The sequence below is a fragment of the Candidatus Bathyarchaeota archaeon genome, from assembly GCA_026014735.1.
Taxonomy (GTDB): domain Archaea; phylum Thermoproteota; class Bathyarchaeia; order Bathyarchaeales; family Bathycorpusculaceae; genus Bathycorpusculum.
This window is the reverse complement of the sequence record JAOZHT010000001.1, coordinates 477769-495809: the sequence shown is the minus strand read 5'-3', so window position 1 is coordinate 495809 and position 18041 is coordinate 477769. Positions and strand designations below refer to the sequence as shown.

The following is an 18041-nucleotide window of genomic DNA, read 5'->3' as shown; positions in this document are numbered from 1 at the left end:
CAAGAACAAAATATAGAGAGGGTGTATCAAATTGGTTGAGATAATAGAGATATTAGCGATATTCGTTCCAATAATTGTAGTTGTGGTGTTAGTGATTTCGTCACTGCGTATTGTTCGGCCAACTGACCGAGGCTTAGTTGAGAGACTTGGCAAATACCACCGTTTCGTGGAGGGCGGCATAACCTTGCTTTTACCCTTCCTTGACCGAATCATCAGAGTCAACGTAACCGAACGCATGACCCCCGTCCAGCGGCAAGATGTCATCACCCGCGACAAAGTCTTCATGGGCGTAGACGCCGTGGTCTTCTACAAAGTCAAAACCGACGAAACCTCAGTGAAGGCCTCACAGTACTTCGTCAACAACTACGAATCCCAAATAGACACACTAGCACGCACTGTGCTACGAGACATCATCGGCGGCATGGACATGACCGTCGCCAACACCAGCCGACCCACCATCAACGCTAAACTAAAAGAAGCCCTAGACGAGCAAACCAGAGACTGGGGCATAGAAATCGTCCGCGCCGAAATCAAAGACCTCGAACCCCCCCGCGGCTTAATGAGTTCCATGGAGTCGGTGCTTAAAGCTGACAACGAACGGCAGGCAGCAGAGAAAACCGCCATCGCCCAAGCTACATTAGCCAGCGGCGAGAAAAACGCGTCTATCCAGCGTGCAGAGGGTATGAAGCAGTCGGCGATTTTGCAGGCGGAAGGCCAAAAAACCGCCACGATAGCCATCGCGGAGGGTGATGCGGAAGCCACGAAACTGCGAAACGAGGCTTTAACGACTTACTTTAAGGATTCCGCTGTAACTCACAAGCAGCTTGAAACCGTCATGTACTCGCTGATGAATAACACCAAAATCATCGTGCCCGAGGGCAAGGCAATCTCGCTGATACTAAACGAGCAGGAGAACCTCGCTAAGGGTTCGGTGATTCCGATTCCGCAGCCTCAAGCCAAAACCAGCAAGTAATCTACCTTACCCTTTTATTTTTTTTAGGTAATCCTTTATCATCTGGTCATGCTCAAAAGCCAGCGGATGCGGCAGCGCGTTTAGGCTGAAGAGCTGGATCTGCTGGATTTCGCTATCCTGCTTTTTCAAGTCGCCGCCTAAAACTTTAACGACAAAGCATGTGGGGTAATATTCGTATTCGATGTCATCTTTTATGCCCCATTCAACGTATTCTCCCAGGACGCTTTCAACGGCTACATCAAGCCCAGTTTCCTCCTTGACTTCTCGAACTATGGTTTGCTCTATGGTTTCGCCGGGGTCCATTCTGCCGCCGGGCAGCGCCCAGTAGCCCAGAAACGGGCGGGTGTTGCGTTTAATCAGCAGTATCTGGCCGCTGGGGTAGGGGATTATGGCGGTTGAGGTTTTGCCCGTGTACTTCTTCATTTCAAGTCAGCTCTAAGATGTTATCTTGCGTCTCCAATTAATGATTACGGTCACCGCAAAGATGATTATGCCCACAAAAACCACCACGGGGCTGGGAAAAGGCAAGCCGAAATTGAAAAGGTCCCACGTCAGAACTCCAGTGAACCCCGAAACCGCGCCGAACAACGCGCTGAGCATGGAGTAGCGTCGCATGTGGTTGCTGAGGTTTTTGGCTGCTATCGCGGGGACGATGACGAGGAACCCCACCAGCAGGGTGCCGACGATTAGGATACTTATGGCAACCACCACTGAAACCAAGAAGAGATAAAGCAAATTTATCTGCGCCACCTTGATGCCTTTCGCGATGGCTAGGTCCTCCGAAATCATAGCTAAAACCAGTTTGTTGTAGATGACTTTGGTGGCAAGCACCGCTAAGACGCAGATGCCAATCGATGCTAAGGCACTGAAGGCGGTTACCTGCGAGATGTCGCCAAAGAAAGCCTCCTCCAGCGCCTCCAGGTTATTTCCGAAGAGCAGTATGCCAATCGCCAGCGCCAACGTGAACATGGCGCCGACGAGGGCTTCGTAGGAGATTTTTGTTACCCTCTGAACATGCCAAATGATGACTGCAGAGGCAAACAAGAACACAAAAGCGCCTAAAACGGGGTCAAAATTCAGTGTAACCCCGATGGCCAAGCCGGGCAGCGCCACATGTGAGAGTGCATCGCCTACCAGTGCCATCCTCTCCAAAACCATAAGTGACCCCAGATAGCCTGCGGCGACGCCTACAAAGATTGACAGCGCCAAACTGTAGACTTCAACCATTTACCGTTCTCCCCTTAATGCTTTCGACGCAGACAGGTTCTCCATAGATTACCCGCTGGGTTTCGGGTTTACCGATTTCGACGGCGGCTCCGAAGAAGGTGACGCATTTGTTTATGGCTAAGAGGTCGTCGGCGTATTCTTGGATGATGTGGATGTCATGGGTGATCAGCAGGATGGTTATTTTGTTTGTTTTTTTGATGTCGTTTAGCATTAGGTAGATGGGTTCTTCGCTGTCCATGTCAACGCCGGTGGTGGGTTCATCCAGAAAGAGCACGTTGGGGTTTTCCCGCAGCGCCGCGGCAATCAGAACCCGACGCAGTTGTCCCCCTGAAAGCACTCCTATCCTTTTATCTGCGACGTTTTTATCCTTCAATTTAACAAGCGCCAAAGCATCCTCGACAGGTATGCCCTCACCGATCGAGAGGAATTCCCTCACAGAAATAGGAACATCCGCTACGGTTACGTATTGGGGAACGTAGCCGATTTTGGTTTTCTCCGTCCAATCAACCGAGCCAGTATGCGGGATCAGCCCCAGAAGCGTTCGGAAAAGCAGTGTTTTGCCGGCGCCGTTTGGACCCAAAATGGCCATGGTGGTTCCCTTTTTGACTTTGAAGCTTATGTGCTCTAGCAGGATTTGGTTCTGCATCTTCACGCCGACATCAGAAACCCTCAAAATGTACTCGTCAAAAGTTGTCATAGAACCACTTCATCTGCCAAACCATGGCAGACACACATAGTACTTCACGGGTGGCTACAAATAAGTTTTTTGAGGCAGAGCTTAACTGGACAGCTGACTTCTTAATTCCGAGGCTTCCTGCTCCGTTAGCCAGTTATCCCCTCGGAGAATCCGCAAGCCCTCCGAGGCTTCGCTTTGGAACTCTTTGTTTTTTAGCAGATTATTTTTTTCGCCCAGGCTCCAGAGCGTTCCTTCAAAGAGGCTGTCTTGGTATGGCAGCTTTTCTACTTTGCTGATGAGGGTTGCGATTGCGGGGTAGCGTGGAGTTAGGATATCTTTGATTTTAGATCTCCCCAATGCAGCCTTAAGTTTTGATGATAGATTGGCTTCGCTGAACGTGGAGGGTGAGATACAAACGTAGCGTCTTGCTGAATCCATTTCGTAGCAGACCAAATAGAAAGGCACATAGAAGAGGGTTGGGCTCTTGGATTGGGGGTCATGGATGCCTAAGTCCTCGAATACCGCGTTAGCCTTCTCCCGCAGCCTGATGCTTCGGTTGATGCCCTCCAGCAGGGGTCTCTCTATTGATAGCAATCGGCTGCTTTCCTGTTTACATGCCAGGATTTTTGTGTCCCGGGCTTGCTCAAGATCCAAGATGGGTTGACGCATCAGCCTGATTTTAGAATCCATCTCGAAATTAAGTTCGGAGGCATCTTTGCCTTTTTGTTTAGATAAACCTTTGATTTCGTTCTCAAAATTCTTGTATTCCTTTTTGATGGCGGATAATTCCTTCTCGGTTACCTTGGTTTTGTCCTTCCAGTGCCTCTCATAATATTCATGTCCCTTCTTGCCGCTTGCCTTCGCCTCCCGCTCGTACTGACGAATCTTCGCCTCCGAGGACGCTATGCTTTTCTCGGTTTTTGTCTTAAGCTTCTGCAGCCTCTCAATTTCCCTATCAAAGCCCTCAGTTAGGTCCTTGATTTTACGGTGATACTCCTTGCTGAGTTTAGCTACCTGTGGATTGATAAATTCTTCCAGCGCCTTGATTTTTGCGTCCGCTTCATCTTTAGCGGCTGCGGCTTCGTAGTCTATTTCAGTCATGTACTGGCCGGTTGTTTTAGCTATGAACCGTGAGCATTCAGGCAGCTTCTCCGCGTCCTCTCTGAACAGCGCCTGCAGCTTGTCGAGTTCACTTAGGGTTGAGGTTATGTGTTTTTCCACAAGCAGGGGCGTAAGCACCGTCATGGGGGCGGCAAGGTCGGTGGCTTCTTTGCGGTAGAGGTTGAATTCGACCTTGAAGAAGGGGTCGGCGATTAAGCCTTGAAAAATGAATCGTTTCTCTCTAGGGGGCTGCTGGAAGTAGCTGTTGTTATCTGAGAGGAAAGCCTCAAAGGTTTCTCGGGGACGCTGATTCTTCATCAGATTATCCATGAACGCTAACGCGGAGGGCGCCTCCTCGTATGCAACGCTGTGGCTGACGCGTTTTAACCCATCGAAAATCAACCCCGAGTTGTTTCTTGGGAACAGCCATAGCGGATAGGCGGTGCTGGTGACGAAGGAAAGTTTCTCTTGGGGTTGCCGGGAAAATAATCCTTTGCCCCGGCTCCTCTGAAGCATCGCGAGGGAAAAAACGGTGGCTGCTTCCAGCTGGGGGTTTCCGTTTTTTCGCGACGCAAACGGCAGCATCAAGCGCTTAACGGGCAGAGTTAACATTCAACGTCAAGCTAGGTATAAAGTGCATGCTTTTTAAGAATTATCCAAGTACCCCGCTAGGCTGAACCTTCCCGTTATCCCCAACCATGCCGGATGTCTAAGTTTAGCTTTTTATGCGAAAAAATCGCTTATCCGTCTCTGGAACAGCGCCCTCTTAAGCAGTTCACTCTGCAGAATCCATCTTGAAATGGGAATCTCGAATTTTCCTCCCAGAAACTGCAGCGACTCCGCAAGACTCCTAAAAACGTAGGGTTTCTGGCGCATGGCGTTGCGCACGTTCTCGCGTACCTGCCAAACCCCTATGGGCATAATGTAGCCTGGGCGGGCTTCCCGCAGCACGATGGCGGTGGCTTGGCGACGCTCCTTCTGCAGTAATTCACAGATTGCCAGACGTGCACTGTAGTAGCATCCTCCGATTGAGGCGTACGTGCTGCGTCCACTGTTGCCTTCCCAGTCGCTGTAGATGGCAACGCTTGAACCTGCGGGGTTCCAGACGGTGCCGGGGTACCATGCCTCCATGGATTCGTAGCTCCACCGCGCGGGAATCATCAGGATCTCAAAGACGTTGTCGAGGTAGATGGATTCGTAGATGCGGTACTCGTTGATTTCGGGAAAGGTCTTCACTTTCTCGAGGAGTTTTTTGCCGATGATGTCGTCGACTGCAGTTATGCTCCAGCGGGTGGGAACTAGGCGCCGGTTTTTTTCCACTCCGAATGCGCCGACGCTGAATGCCTTCTGAATCTGGGTTACGGTGACTCCTCTGTTGTAGAGGTCAACCACGGCGCCGGTGGCTTTCAGGTCGGTGTCATAGTAGGCTTTCTCGATTTTCTGGTTGTAGGGTGCGTTGCCCACGTGAAGGTCGCGGATGGGCGCTGAGGGACCAAAGGGCTGCACGTCATCGCTAAGGGTTATGGAGCCCCGTGGTTTCTTGGTGAGGTTAAGTTCGGTGTCTACGCTGCTGTCGGCAAGTGCCAAGTCGCGGGTGCGGTCGAGGATTTTGCCTGCCGCGCTGATTTTTGTTACGTTGACAAGGTGTTTGCCGCGGATAAGCAGGCTGCGGAACCCCACAATTTCATCCATGGGTTTGCCAAACCACTGCTCGGGTGCGTCATAGATGCCTGTGTTTTCATGCACCGGCGGCACCAGGGGTCCAATGTAGACATTGGGGTAGCCGATTCTGCCGATGAAGACGCTGGGCGGGGAGGCGCCGTCGATGTCTTGGCTCTCCATCAACGGGGCGCTTTTGAGGAAACTGTTGACTTTAACCATGATGGGGCAGCGGGTTTTGCCGCAGAGAAACCTTGAGCCCTTGCATAGAACGCAGAGGCTGTTGCTGGTGCGGGTGACTACTTGCTGCTCGAGGGCGCTGCTGTTGACTTTTCTTATGATGTCCTCTAGCCAGTTGCTTTTGTTCTGTCCCGTAGAGGGCGGAGTCTGGGTTTGCGTCATCTCTAAAGTAGAGGGGTATATTTGCTTCATAACTTTTCTGTACATGTTTAAATAAAAAACGGGTGCCTGAATGGCTATTTGGCAGATGCCTTTTTTGCATCATCTTAGCTCGTGAGACCTTGCTGAAGCTTACCTGTCATGGAGCTGCCTAGTTGCCTTTTTGATCCATAGCTGCAGTTTTTGCGGAAACCTGGCTTTAACCTCATCGGCAACCCTAAGCAGCCTGGACAGGCGTAGGCGTGTGACGTTGGCATCGATGATTTTGACTTCGCCGCCTATAACCCGCAGGTTATCGGCTTTCACGTCAAATATCCCATAGCGGTTAACGATGTCTCTTAACTCTTTAAGCTGCTGGGACGTAATGTCGGCTGGTGCACCGTACTCTTGAAGCAGACAGTATTTGGTGTGCCAAAATATGCGGGCGAAAAGATGGTGGCGCAGGCTATGAGGGACTTGCCTGTAGGCGCGGTGGTCGTTTTCGATGCTTTTTTGGGGACCCACCTTGAGGACTACCCTGTGGTCTTGGCTTCGGGTGCCGAAGACTGTTTTGTGCCATCCGTGGGCGATGACGTAGAAGTCGGGGAAACTTTGGGTTACCAGCGATTCAAGGGTGCTTTGGCTGATGAAGCCTGCGGTTTTGGGGGGCAGATTGTGGTCTATTAAATGGTCGATTTGTCTGGCAACGCCTCTGAGTTCTTGGTACTTCACGTTTATGCCCTTAAAAGCCGCTGGAAAAACATGATGCACACCGAATAATAAACGATAAGGCGTCTAATCAAAAAATTGTTTCGCTACCAGAGACATAGCGCAAGACACGGTTGCTCCACCAACCTCTATCCCCCTTATATATAGGCAAAACGGTTCAGCATACAGTCGGCTCTGTTTTAGTCAAAAAAGAAGGGGGATGAAGATTCCCGTCGCCTGGGAACGCTGCTTTTGGCTGCTGTGACCGCTGGAATCTCTGGCGGTTGCGGCGTTTTTGTGTTAGATTTGGGAAGCGGGTTCGTTTGCGTTAATTGAAATGCCAGTTAACTTAGGGTTGCCGGATTACAGTGACAGAGTCGTAAATTGAGGCTTGACCGGACTGGGCAATGTCAGTGTATGGGATACCTGGGCGGTCGGCAATGTTTCGGTAGCTTTGGAACCAGCTTTGAAAACTCTGATGAACACCCGAATCTACAAGCACCGAATGCGCGGTGAATGATTTGCCGTAGTCTGCTTGGAGACCGAACTGGACAGGCGCGGAGAACTCATAGCGCTGAGAAACCGAAGAGTAACGAACGCTCAGATTGCTTGCCTGCGGCCACCATTCGTTAGCGTACTGCACGACAACGTATAGGTACATGTCGGGTGGTAATTGGCCGTCAGCGGAGCCCTCGACGGTGCAATACTGGGGTACCGAAGTCTCGCTTTGGGGGGCGGCGATTTCAAGAGTTGTTAAGTTTTGGATTATTTGCACAGGCTTTGGAGTGGGGGTGAAAGTCTGTGTAGTTGTCGAGTTATAGGTGACTTGGGGCTTTGATGTTGATTGCCAATAAATCGAGTATGGTACTATTATAGCCAAACATAAGCCGACAATTCCGATTATTTCTGGGAGCTTTAATGGTCTCACTATTTTCTATCCTCCAGGAATAGAGTACTTCAATATTTAGTGATTAACTCATTTTTGCCCTAACTAATTATTGTTTAAATTAACTATTAAAGATAGCGATAGCATGTTAAAAATGCGTTTTTTAGAACCTGGCACAGACGCTTCCGCAAACAGAGAGTGCGGTCGATCAAAAGCGGGTGCCAAAAAGTGGGGAAGGATGTAGGTCAGGTCTGAGCCTTAATGTGGAAGGCAGCCCACCTAACCCATGTCTTTGACGCAGCAGATTCAAGACGCTGCATGAACCTACCGCTCATGGGCAGATGCTTCGACATGCATGACAACCCTACAGAGGTAGAGTTTTGACGCGCCATCGGGTTGGTGACGCGTTTCCTGTGGGCTGTGCATGCGTTTAAAGCTTGCTCCCTGACCTACACAAGCTAATTGTATATGGCAGGCTATAAGTTTTGCGACAAAACTGGTGTAAATAATAACATTTATGCACCATTTGATACAATTTCTTTTTTCCAAGCCCCAACAAACCAGCAACGAAAGCTTACCCCGCGAGCAACATGCACAAAGATTTAGGTACAGGTAGCCAAAACAAATAAGCGGCAGCCGAAAAAATAGACAGAAAGGATTGAGTGCACCATTTTTGGTCGGCAAGTATTTATTAGTAAATGCAGATGGGATAGTGCCTACAGTGTGCAGGGGTCGCCGAGCCAGGTCAAAGGCGTAGGCTTCAGGAGCCTATCCTGTAGGGGTTCGTGGGTTCGAATCCCACCCCCTGCACCATCAAAAAATTCTATAAATTAAGATATTAACCCTTGAGAGATCGTTATGTCAACGGTAAATTACCAGTTGAATTAGCTGACGAGGACAAATCATCGAGAAGGTTCGGGAATACCGAAGCAGAGCAAAGAGTTGTTGCTTAATCTGAGATAAAAACTAGTCCAGGTGAAACGATAACAAGGACCATTAACATGAGATCATTAACCTAATTAGGTACATTTCTACTGAAGGCCTGTCTTGTTTGTCTCCTTACACCATTCATCTTTTAAAAACCTAATAATCGACAATGAAAGCGAGAAAAGTGTTATGAATACCAAAATCTCTAACATAGCATTACGTGGTGCCGCAAATACTATTTGTCCATGAAGGCTTCTTAATATTTGATTTGCAGTCACGCCTGCTGGGAGGGGTACATTTTGTGAGGGTAATTCGTATCTTCCATAAAGCCGTAGGGTGGTTGGTTTATCTATTGAAAAGCTGCCCACGGTTGTATATTGATTAAGGTCTTGTGGAATGGCTTGACCTTTTGCAATTGGAACTTCAATCCATGAGGAACTATTATCCACGGAATATTCCAACGTAAAATTGAAAATGCCTGCATATGGCGAACACATGTACACATAGGCATTAGCTGAACTCCAAAAATAGCCTGGATCAACAGTTTCATTGTACTCAAAATATCCAGATGATGAAACATTTATGGGAACGCTTAACCGTATGTCCCCAGAATCGCCAATTACTCTTGGTGCAAAAATTGTTTCAAGTATCACAAGCCCACAGAAAGCAGCTATTGCTGAGATAGTGATTATGATGAAAGCCAGACGTAATCTTTTTAGACATCTAGTTTTCCAGTAAATTCTTGCAAATATCTCTCTAAAACGCGGCAGTATTTGGTAGTTTGTCATGTAATCCCTCACTCATTTGACTACATTGCTTTTCTTATTATTCGACCATATATTTTAAAATCATGCATGACAACAAGCTTCCCTAAGTGGGTAACACTGCTAATAGACACTTATGCTTCTTCCGATCTCATACTTTCCATAGTTTATCTTGAAAAAAATTGAAAGCGAGATTTGCTGAATGATGTATCCAGCGTTTTAGATATTCGAAATCCTACGCCTTAGACCATTTATAAAAGTAAAGGGGGTTTTGCGTCTGCGGCTTAGAGGTCTATGACTTCGTTTTGCTGGGGGATGCAGACGTCGGTTATGGCTGAAATTTCCTCTGAGAGCAGTTCTGCCTGTTCGAGGTCGCCGTGTACCAGAAGGGTCCGCTTGGGCTTAAGTTTGCCTATAAGCTGCTTGAGTTCGGTTTGGTCAGCGTGCCCGGAGAGTTCAAACTGCTTAATCTCCGCTTCCACCGCGAAGGCTTCCTCGTCACTTTTGAAGATGCCCTCTTCCTTGGCGAGCTTAAGGGGGCTATCAGGAGGCAGATACCCCGAAGTCAAGATGACCGAGTTGTCTTTGTCTTTTGCCCACAGCTCCAGCAGGTTAAGGCTTGCCCCTGCATGTCCAAAGCCTGAGGTGCAGATGACCACCGCGGGTTCCTCGATTTGGCTGGTTCGGTAGATGTGCTTGACGTATCGGTAGTTGAAGGGCTGCTTTTGGCGCCTGATTTCCTTGGTGAACAGCGGCTTGTTCTTGTTGAAGTAGCCGTTTATGCGGTGTGCAAGGTTAGATATGGTGTAGACGTTGTAGCGTGGCAGATGCCCGTTGGCGATGGCGGTGTCGAGTCTTTTAGCCATCTCTTGGCTGCGGTGAAACGCAAACGTGGGAATCAACACGTTGCCGCCGCGCTGCATAGTTTGGCGCACCTGATTCATGAACTGGTCAACAAGCTGTTCTCGGGGCGGACGCACTTTACCCCCATATGTGGACTCGCAAATCAAGACATCAGGCCTCTTAGGCAGCGTCTCGAGTTTGGCGCCCTGCAGAATCTCGGTGTCATGAAGACAGAAATCGCCTGTGTAAACGATCCTTTTCTTCTCCGCCTGAAGCGTGGTTATTTTTGCGCCCGCCACGTGCCCTGCGGATTGAAGCGTAATGTTCATGCCGGGCAATGCAGCGGAGTCGCGGCTCCACCAGCACGCGCCTACACGTTCCGCGTGTTCATCTTGGTATTCAAAGTTGCCTTTTCCATTCTGGATCTTCACCATGTCATGGAGGAGGTCAACGGTTACGTCGCGGCTGATGTCGGAGCCGATTATTATGGGGTTGTTTTTGCTTAACGAGAGCAAACTGCCTGTGTGGTCCAGATGGGCATGGCTTATGATAACCGCATCAAAATCCTTAGGCAGCTTTTTTACTTCGCCGTCAAGTTTTATTCCGTAGTCTAATGCTATCTTAGCTGAATCTGTTTCAACTGAGATGCAGGAGCCACCTACTTCTCGGGCTCCACCGAGCACTTCGATTTTCACTTTAGTCTCTTCCGTAAATTTGTAAACGTTATTTGTCCAAAAATTGGGCATTTTCCAACTTGTAGACAGGCAAACCAGAGGTTTACCCGTTTCGTTCACCTCAAAATCAAAGTTGCCCGATATTAACTTATTGACCCATTAAACACAGTTGATACATGCATCCAGCGCCCCACGCAACAAAACCACAAAAAGACCTGCCCCATCACCCACAGGCCACTGTTCAACCGGTTCACACCAAACATTGGTTATGCTGCCGTTTTACTGTTCCATAATTCTAGAGAAGAAACCGGCGATTTCCATAGGTGAAGTGAGCAGGTCTTTGGTGAAGATGCCTTTAGCTGTGGCTTTAAAGAGGGTTTTGTTAGGTCCGCGGAAGCTTTCCACCAGTCCATGCCGCTCCATCGAGTAGAGGTTAGCGTAGACTGTCCCGGGGCTCATCAACACGTTTAGGCTTCGGTGCAGGTACTGGGTTGCGTCGTAGCCGCTGAAGGGTTCCTCCTTAAAATGTGCCAGAAGAATTATGTCTAAAAGATTAGAAACTAACCTTCGGGTAAACTCTGCTTTAATTGATTCCGCATCAAAAACGTCTTTATCCGTCAAAATAAGATTCCTCAGGGGGTTTTTCGCTTCCTCTTTATAAACCCCATACTACATTTCCTGATACATCATAGACTTGTCCAACAACAAAACAGTTGCGCCCCGAGGCGCCCCTTCATATCTGCTAAGCCTTAAATCCGCAGCATGAGTAAATCAAACCTATGAACCGCAAAGTAAAGCTGCTATCACTTGCCCTGATAGCGATAGTTGTCGTGGCAGCCACGGAAGCCTACATGCTTACCGCCCAGCAAAATGCCCTAGCTCAACCCATCCGCGTGGCATGCATCGGCGACAGTATCACCAGGGGCAACGAGTACACCATTGACCTCTGGAGCAAACTGGGCAGCGGCTACGTAGTAGGCGACTTCGGCATCGGGGGAGCAACGGTGGATTCGCATTCAGGCAGCGGATACATCAACGAAACCGCCTTCCAAGTTGCCCTAACTTTTAACCCCGACGTTGTCATCATCATGCTGGGCACTAACGATGCCAACCCCGAACTTAACGAAACCGCCGACGCATTCATCGCTGACTACACCGCCCTCATAGAGGCTTTCCAGGGGCTGGACAGTAAACCGCAGGTTTGGCTTGTTTTGCCCCCGCCGATTTACCATAACCCAGGAGACCTCAGTGAAGCAATTTTAACGCAGAAGATCATTCCCAGCATCCGGCAGCTAGCGGGGCAGATGGATTTGCCAGTGATTGATGTGCATACGCCGCTTCTGGGGCATGAAGACTACTTCATCGATGGCATCCACCCCAAGGTAGCCGGCGCAGTAGTGATTGCGGAAACCATCTATGCCGCGGTGGAGCCAAACCTTAAACAGCAGGCAGCAGCCATTACGCTTTTAACTTAAGCCCGATAGTGCATCTGCGATGAAGAGGCAAACTAAACTGCTATATGCCGCAGCCGCAGTAATCATCATAATCGGAGGAGCCCTGCTCATGCAAGCCATCAGTAAACCCCAAAGTGCGCCTATCCGCGTGGCATGCGTCGGCGACAGCTTAACCGAAGGCTCCCTCTACCCCGATGACCTCTACATGATGCTTGGCGGAGGCTACGATGTTGCGAACTTTGGTTGGCATGGAACCACGGTTTCCCTTGATGCACCCACGCCATATATGCACGAGGAGGTTTTCCGGCAAGCCCTCGAATTCAAACCCGACATCGTCATTATCATGCTGGGCACCAACGACGCTAACCCCGACGTCCAAAAGTACAATGCCTACTTCATCGAGGATTATTCGGCCCTCATCGATAAGTTCCAGTCACTGGAGAGTAAACCGCAGGTTTGGCTTGCGCTGCCCCCGCCGATCTTCAACAACGGCACCGGCTTAAGCACCGAATTCTTTGAGCAACATATACTTCCAGGCATCAGTGAAGTCGCCGCCAAAACAGGCTTGCCCACCATAGACGTGTATTCTGCGCTGCTCAGCCACCCCGAGGCTTTTCCCTTCGACGGCGTCCATCCTAACGATCAGGGAAGCCGACTGATCGCCAGCGCAGTCTACGAGGCGCTAACTAAAGAATAGAGTCAGGGCAGCCTTGAGCGATAGGGAGGGGAGGTAGCTTGGAGGCAGCAGAGGCTCAGGTCAGGGTTCTGTTTCCTCTTTGGGTTCCTTTTGGCAGTAGGGCGAGTTAAGCACGTCCTTAACGCGGTTAGTTATCACTGGACCAAGCCCATGCACCGCGGATTCCCAGTCAGCTACGTTGATGAGTGCATTCATCGGCGTCTGGTAGGACTCCAGAATAGCCGTGGCTTTTTCGCGTCCAATAGCCGGTAAACTCGCGACGAAGTAAACCTGCGCATCAGAGAGAGTATCGCATTTTTTGAAGGCATGCACGACGGCGCTGCGTTTCTCCACGATTTGCTCTTGCCGCGCGGCGGTGTAGAGGAAATCAACGGTTTCCTTCTGGCTGGCGGTGTTAACGATGGCTATGCCGTTTTTGGCGAGGTTAAACATGGCGCCCCACACTGACGCTGGGGAGATGCTGCTGTACTTGTAGATGATGGGCAAGTATCCCTCCAGCACGATGAGCGATTTGGGGTAAACGTCTTTTAGGCGGAAAAGCTGCTCGAAGAGGTAACGCCGCGTTAGCGTGTAAACGAAGTCGTTGACGGTTTTGCGTTCCACCGCGCATTGGTCGCTCAGGATGTAGTCGCCTTTCTCGAGCATCTGGGTTTTAACTTCAACGCCTCGCTCGACTAGGCCCCCGGCGATTTTTTTGGCGCTGCTTGCTTCGCGGCTATCCACTATTATGGTGGGTTCTTCGCCGCGTTTCTTTTCTTTGATGAAGGGCACAAGGGTTTCGCTTCCAGACATAGCCGTCACACTGTTGATTGCGGTTACTGCACTGGGTTTAATGTGGTTTTCGTTTCAAAATGTTTGCACGTATGCACAACCCAAAGGGGCTTAGGTGATTTGTTTTTGTATGTAAGCGCCTAACTGCTGAGTTGTTTTCCTTTAGAGGTTAGTTAACTGGGCGATTCTCTTTCAGGATAGCTGCGACGGTTGCGGCTGTTCTGCGTCTACGTCTAACCACCACTAATGCGGCAAGAGCGATTAACACTAAGATTATGATGAGGACAATGGCTATCCAGGGTGTTTCGTTTGCAGACAACACTTGCTTGAAAGGTATCTGCATGGTGAATGTGTGTGCGCTTTGACTGTACAGGCATGAGATAACCCAGGTTTCGTCTTGGGATACACTGGTGAACTCGATTGTTTTCCCATCTATGTTGACCTCCAGCGTCTCAACATCGCTTAGCAGAGTCTTTGGAATAGAAACCTGCAGATAACCCAGCGTGCTAGAGGTGCCATTCGTAGCCAAGCTAACTGTTTGGGTATCCTCATTGTAGGTGAAGCCAGATACGGTTGAGTTCGACGTGACCGAGAAAACGTTACCTGCCGAATCATGGGCTAACGCGAGAGCTGCGGTGGTGTTCATCCAATGGAGTGTCCAGTTACCTTCCCAGTAGGCACACATCAGATAGTTCCCTGTTGCGTTGGGAATCCAAACTGCACCAAAAGAGCCGTCAACGCGTGTTTGCACAAACGTAAAGTTTTGCCAGGTGTCCCCGCTGTCAGCGCTATAACCGAGGTAGATGTTTGCGTTGGGTATTGCGGTGTTATTGTAGGTCAGAGATCCCGTTACGTTAACTTTAAGGTTGCTTACTGAGGCGGTGCTTAAACAGTACATGTCCAATGTTGGTTTCTCAGTGGGTTCAGGTCGGGGTGTTGGTGTGGGGGTAACAGTTGGTTCAGCTGTAGGCGAGGGCGTAGGGGTAGGGGAACCGAAAGGATCGAATAGCAACGTGTAGGCAACATCGCCGCTTTGAGCGGCGGCAAGCACCATGGAACCTGAAAGAGTAACGCAACCGGATAATACAATCAATAAGGCTGTGAATAGACCCAACAGTTTAACTTTCATCCGCTCGACCGCCAATTGTTTTCTTATCATACAACGGTAACATGGCTGTTATAAATTTTTACATATGTCTGCATAGCCAACGCTTCCAAAAAACATCAAGAAACTGGGAAAATCTTATCTCAACGGCAGGCAGTATTGGCTAGGGGTAGGTAATGAGAAGAGCATACACCACAGCCCTGTGCGTAATCATAATAGCTATGGTAGCGCTGGCTGGATTCTTAGCCACACAAAACAGAGCCCCCGCTAAGCCTGAGCCGCCGCCTGCATATGTTGGAATCGCGTACTGCGGAGACACGGTGGCGCAGGGCAAACAGCTTATAGACCACGTTAAAGACTACTCGAACCTGTTTGTTTTGCAGTCGGGTCTGCTGCAGCGGGACTTTGAGGGCGTCAATGAACTGGGCGATTACGCGGTGGACGCAGGCATGTATTTTCTTCCTTACTTCGGCAACTTTGTGGAAGAATCCTTTTCGGAGTGGCTAGCGGCGGCTAAGGAGCGGTGGGGTAGCCACTTAGTCGGCGTCTACTATGGTGATGAACCCGGGGGAAAAATGCTCGATGACTACGTGACCTATACTGACCAAGCCACTGGCGACACCATAACCAAAACCAAGTACGGCGACGTTGTGGTGGAGAAGGCCAACGGCGTAGTCATCAACTACCAGTTTGATGGTGCAATACGTCTCTCTGAACCCCAAAAAGATGGCGTTGGCATAAACAGCGAAGCACTGTTTAACCCCGACGGCACAATCCAAACAATCAGGTCAGCCCAAGAGGGATTCAGTTACCAAACCTATCAGCAACTAAACAGCAGTCGCCCCTTCCAAAACATCGACGACACAGCACAAAGATTTCAAGATAAAGACAAGGACAAAATAAGTTACCTAAAACAGCAAACCCAAGTGTTCACCTCCGACTACCAGCTTTACTGGTTTGATTACCAAGCCGGCTACGACGTGGTTTTGGGGCAGCTGGGCTGGAATTTGAGTGTTAATCAGCAGATTGCTTTTCTGCGGGGGGCCGCGGACCTGCAGCATAAAGATTGGGGAGCGGTTATCACCTGGAAGTATCAATCGCCGCCTTATCTAGACAGCGGCGCAGAAATACTGGGTCAACTTGAAACTGCATATCAATGCGGAGCCAAATACCTGATTATCTTCAACTACTACAGCCAAGACAGCGGCGAATACGGCACCATGCAAACGGAGCATTTCGAGGCGCTACATACGTTTTGGAAAAACGAAATCATAGAGGGACAACATAGCCCAAACTCCATCGTCGCCGACGCCGCATTGGTTCTGCCCCCAAACTATGGGTGGGGAAGCCGCTGGGCGCAAGATAAAATCTGGGGCATCTACCCCGCGGACGAGCAAACCCTGCGAATCTGGGACACGATGCAGAAAACACTCAAAGATTACGGCTTAAAAGTCAACGTCGTCTTCGAGGATCCAGCTTATCCGCTGCCTGCCTCAATCAGCAACGTGATCAATGCTTGCAGGTAGGGCTTATTCGTAGCGGATTAGATAGAGCGGTTTTTTGGCTTCCCTGCGCCGAACTTCAAGCGGCACATCCTTAAGTGAGGGGTAATCAGAGTCATGTTCTTTGCCTTGAAGTTGCTTTTTTGGGAAATCCACTTCTTTAACGATGACGTATTCCATTCTGCCACACCTTATGTAGGCACTCGGCAGCAACGGATATATGGACTTGTGACTGCATCGCTGCAACAACAAGCGAAAAAATAACTAGTCAACGAGAACTAAAAAATACTAAAAAAATTTGAAAAGGGGTCTTATGGACCCTTCTTGGTTACTTCTTTGATTACGCCTGCTGCAACAGTTGTGCCCATGTCTCGGACTGCGAATCTGCCGAGTTCTGGGAAGTCCTTGAATGCTTCGACCGCGATTGGGTGTAGTGGTTCCATGCGTACTTGAGCTGCGTCGCCTGTCTTTAGGAAGCTTGGGTGCTCTTCGGATACTTGACCAGTTCTTGGGTCAATTTTCTTGATGAGTTCGGTGAATCTGCATGCGATCTGTCCTGTGTGGTAGTGGAGGACTGGTGTGTAGCCTGCTGCGATGGCTGTTGGGTGGTAGATGACAAGGATTTGTCCGATGAATTCTTTCGCTACGGTTGGCGGGTTGTCAACTGGACCTGCAACGTCTCCGCGGTGGACATCGTTCTTTGCGATGCCTCTGACGCTGATGCCGATGTTGTCGCCTGGCTCTGCTGAGGGGATAGAGGTGTGGTGCATTTCGATGGATTTGACTTCAGCGGTTTTGTTTGATGGCATGAAGACTAGGTTCTGTCCTGGTTTGAGGATGCCGGTTTCGACTCTGCCAACTGGAACTGTGCCGATGCCTGTGATGGTGTAAACGTCTTGGATTGGGACGCGGAGTGGTTTGTTGGTTGGTTTTGCTGGGACCTCAAGTAGGTCGAATCCTTCCATCAAGGTTGGACCGTTATACCAGGGCATCTTGTCGCTTTTCTTGATCAAGTTGTCGCCTGTCCAGCCGGAAACTGGAATGAAGTTGATTGCTTCAATCTTGTAGCCGATGGTTTTGAGCATTCTTGTAATTTCGTTCTTCATTTCAGTATATCTTTCTTGGCTCCAGTTAACGGTGTTGTCATCCATCTTGTTGATGGCAACGATTAGTTGGCGGATGCCTTGGGTGAAAGCAAGGAATGCATGCTCTCTTGTTTGGCCGCCTGCGCCGATGCCTGCCTCGAACTCGCCTTTCTTAGCTGAACTGAAGAGGACAGCTGCGTCGGCTTGGCTTGCGCCAGTAATCATGTTTTTGATAAAGTCTCTGTGGCCTGGTGCATCGATGACAGTCATGTTGTATTTCTTTGTTGGGAACTGGAGGAATCGAAGATCGATGGTGACACCGCGTTCTCGCTCTTCCTTTAGGTTGTCGAGAACCCACGCGAAGTGGAATGTGCCTTTGCCCATTTTTTCGGCTTCTTCCTTGAATGCGTCGATTGTGCGCTGATCGATAACGCCTGCCAAGTACAGTAAGTGGCCTGTGGTTGTTGATTTGCCGTTGTCAACGTGCCCCATGATAATGATGTTTAGGTGGGGTTTATCACTTTTGCTCATGTTCATTTCCTTCTATTAGTCTTATCCTAATTTTGAAATTCGTTAACACATCAGTCCTCCAGTTATTAAAAGCTTATTGT

At 49.5% G+C, this 18041-nt stretch carries 18 protein-coding genes and 1 tRNA gene; 5 read left to right on the top strand and 14 right to left on the bottom strand.

The window, feature by feature from the left end:
* Window positions 1-31 precede the first annotated feature (31 nt).
* On the top strand, window positions 32-973 hold the full coding sequence (locus NWE93_02535; protein ID MCW3999098.1) for an SPFH/Band 7/PHB domain protein: 942 nt from the start codon (window positions 32-34) through the stop codon (window positions 971-973).
* A 6-nt stretch (window positions 974-979) separates the two neighbouring features.
* On the opposite strand, the gene NWE93_02530 is transcribed toward NWE93_02535, so the two are convergent.
* The 7 genes from NWE93_02530 to NWE93_02500 form a co-directional block, all read right to left on the bottom strand.
* A complete protein-coding gene (locus tag NWE93_02530) occupies window positions 980-1396 on the bottom strand; it encodes an NUDIX hydrolase (protein MCW3999097.1) in 417 nt (138 codons plus the stop codon).
* Window positions 1397-1408: 12 nt separating this feature from the next.
* Entirely contained in the window at window positions 1409-2200 is a 792-nt protein-coding gene (locus tag NWE93_02525) for a metal ABC transporter permease (GenBank protein MCW3999096.1), read from the bottom strand.
* A complete protein-coding gene (locus tag NWE93_02520; protein MCW3999095.1) occupies window positions 2193-2897 on the bottom strand; it encodes a metal ABC transporter ATP-binding protein in 705 nt (234 codons plus the stop codon). The genes NWE93_02525 and NWE93_02520 overlap by 8 nt, the downstream gene beginning before the upstream one ends.
* 81 nt (window positions 2898-2978) lie before the next feature.
* On the bottom strand, window positions 2979-4589 hold the full coding sequence (locus NWE93_02515) for a hypothetical protein (GenBank protein MCW3999094.1): 1611 nt from the start codon (window positions 4587-4589) through the stop codon (window positions 2979-2981).
* A 111-nt stretch (window positions 4590-4700) separates the two neighbouring features.
* On the bottom strand, window positions 4701-6068 hold the full coding sequence (locus NWE93_02510; protein MCW3999093.1) for an Nre family DNA repair protein: 1368 nt from the start codon (window positions 6066-6068) through the stop codon (window positions 4701-4703).
* Window positions 6069-6167: 99 nt separating this feature from the next.
* Window positions 6168-6746 carry a hypothetical protein gene (locus NWE93_02505; GenBank protein MCW3999092.1) on the bottom strand — a complete coding sequence of 193 codons (579 nt, stop codon included), beginning with the start codon at window positions 6744-6746 and terminating at the stop codon, window positions 6168-6170.
* 325 nt (window positions 6747-7071) lie between these two features.
* Window positions 7072-7602, bottom strand: a complete 531-nt coding sequence (locus tag NWE93_02500) for a hypothetical protein (GenBank protein MCW3999091.1) — start codon at window positions 7600-7602, stop codon at window positions 7072-7074.
* 731 nt (window positions 7603-8333) lie between these two features.
* Between NWE93_02500 and NWE93_02495 the strand changes: the two genes are divergently transcribed.
* Window positions 8334-8421, top strand: a tRNA-Leu gene (locus tag NWE93_02495).
* 218 nt (window positions 8422-8639) lie between these two features.
* Here the strand turns inward: NWE93_02495 and NWE93_02490 are convergent.
* The 3 genes from NWE93_02490 to NWE93_02480 form a co-directional block, all read right to left on the bottom strand.
* A complete protein-coding gene (locus NWE93_02490; GenBank protein MCW3999090.1) occupies window positions 8640-9323 on the bottom strand; it encodes a hypothetical protein in 684 nt (227 codons plus the stop codon).
* A 260-nt stretch (window positions 9324-9583) separates the two neighbouring features.
* Window positions 9584-10837: an MBL fold metallo-hydrolase gene (locus tag NWE93_02485; protein MCW3999089.1), complete on the bottom strand. Its 1254-nt coding sequence runs from the start codon at window positions 10835-10837 to the stop codon at window positions 9584-9586.
* Between the two features lie 258 nt (window positions 10838-11095).
* Window positions 11096-11437, bottom strand: a complete 342-nt coding sequence (locus NWE93_02480; protein ID MCW3999088.1) for a PadR family transcriptional regulator — start codon at window positions 11435-11437, stop codon at window positions 11096-11098.
* Between the two features lie 158 nt (window positions 11438-11595).
* On the opposite strand from NWE93_02480, the gene NWE93_02475 reads away from it, so the two are divergent.
* Together NWE93_02475 and NWE93_02470 are read left to right on the top strand one after the other, a co-directional pair.
* The gene (locus tag NWE93_02475; GenBank protein MCW3999087.1) at window positions 11596-12291 is read left to right on the top strand and encodes a GDSL-type esterase/lipase family protein; all 696 of its coding nucleotides are present in this window, start codon (window positions 11596-11598) and stop codon (window positions 12289-12291) included.
* A 19-nt stretch (window positions 12292-12310) separates the two neighbouring features.
* Window positions 12311-12967 carry a GDSL-type esterase/lipase family protein gene (locus NWE93_02470; GenBank protein ID MCW3999086.1) on the top strand — a complete coding sequence of 219 codons (657 nt, stop codon included), beginning with the start codon at window positions 12311-12313 and terminating at the stop codon, window positions 12965-12967.
* Window positions 12968-13027: 60 nt separating this feature from the next.
* Here NWE93_02470 and NWE93_02465 read toward each other — a convergent pair whose 3' ends face one another.
* A complete protein-coding gene (locus NWE93_02465) occupies window positions 13028-13759 on the bottom strand; it encodes a hypothetical protein (protein ID MCW3999085.1) in 732 nt (243 codons plus the stop codon).
* 148 nt (window positions 13760-13907) lie between these two features.
* The gene (locus tag NWE93_02460) at window positions 13908-14867 is read right to left on the bottom strand and encodes a hypothetical protein (GenBank protein ID MCW3999084.1); all 960 of its coding nucleotides are present in this window, start codon (window positions 14865-14867) and stop codon (window positions 13908-13910) included.
* 152 nt (window positions 14868-15019) lie between these two features.
* On the opposite strand from NWE93_02460, the gene NWE93_02455 reads away from it, so the two are divergent.
* Window positions 15020-16369, top strand: coding sequence for a hypothetical protein (locus tag NWE93_02455; GenBank protein ID MCW3999083.1), 1350 nt, complete (start codon window positions 15020-15022; stop codon window positions 16367-16369).
* 3 nt (window positions 16370-16372) lie between these two features.
* Here the strand turns inward: NWE93_02455 and NWE93_02450 are convergent, their stop codons facing one another.
* Both NWE93_02450 and tuf read right to left on the bottom strand, forming a co-directional pair.
* Window positions 16373-16525, bottom strand: coding sequence for a hypothetical protein (locus tag NWE93_02450; GenBank protein MCW3999082.1), 153 nt, complete (start codon window positions 16523-16525; stop codon window positions 16373-16375).
* A 131-nt stretch (window positions 16526-16656) separates the two neighbouring features.
* The gene (gene tuf / locus NWE93_02445) at window positions 16657-17961 is read right to left on the bottom strand and encodes a translation elongation factor EF-1 subunit alpha (protein ID MCW3999081.1); all 1305 of its coding nucleotides are present in this window, start codon (window positions 17959-17961) and stop codon (window positions 16657-16659) included.
* Window positions 17962-18041 lie beyond the last annotated feature (80 nt).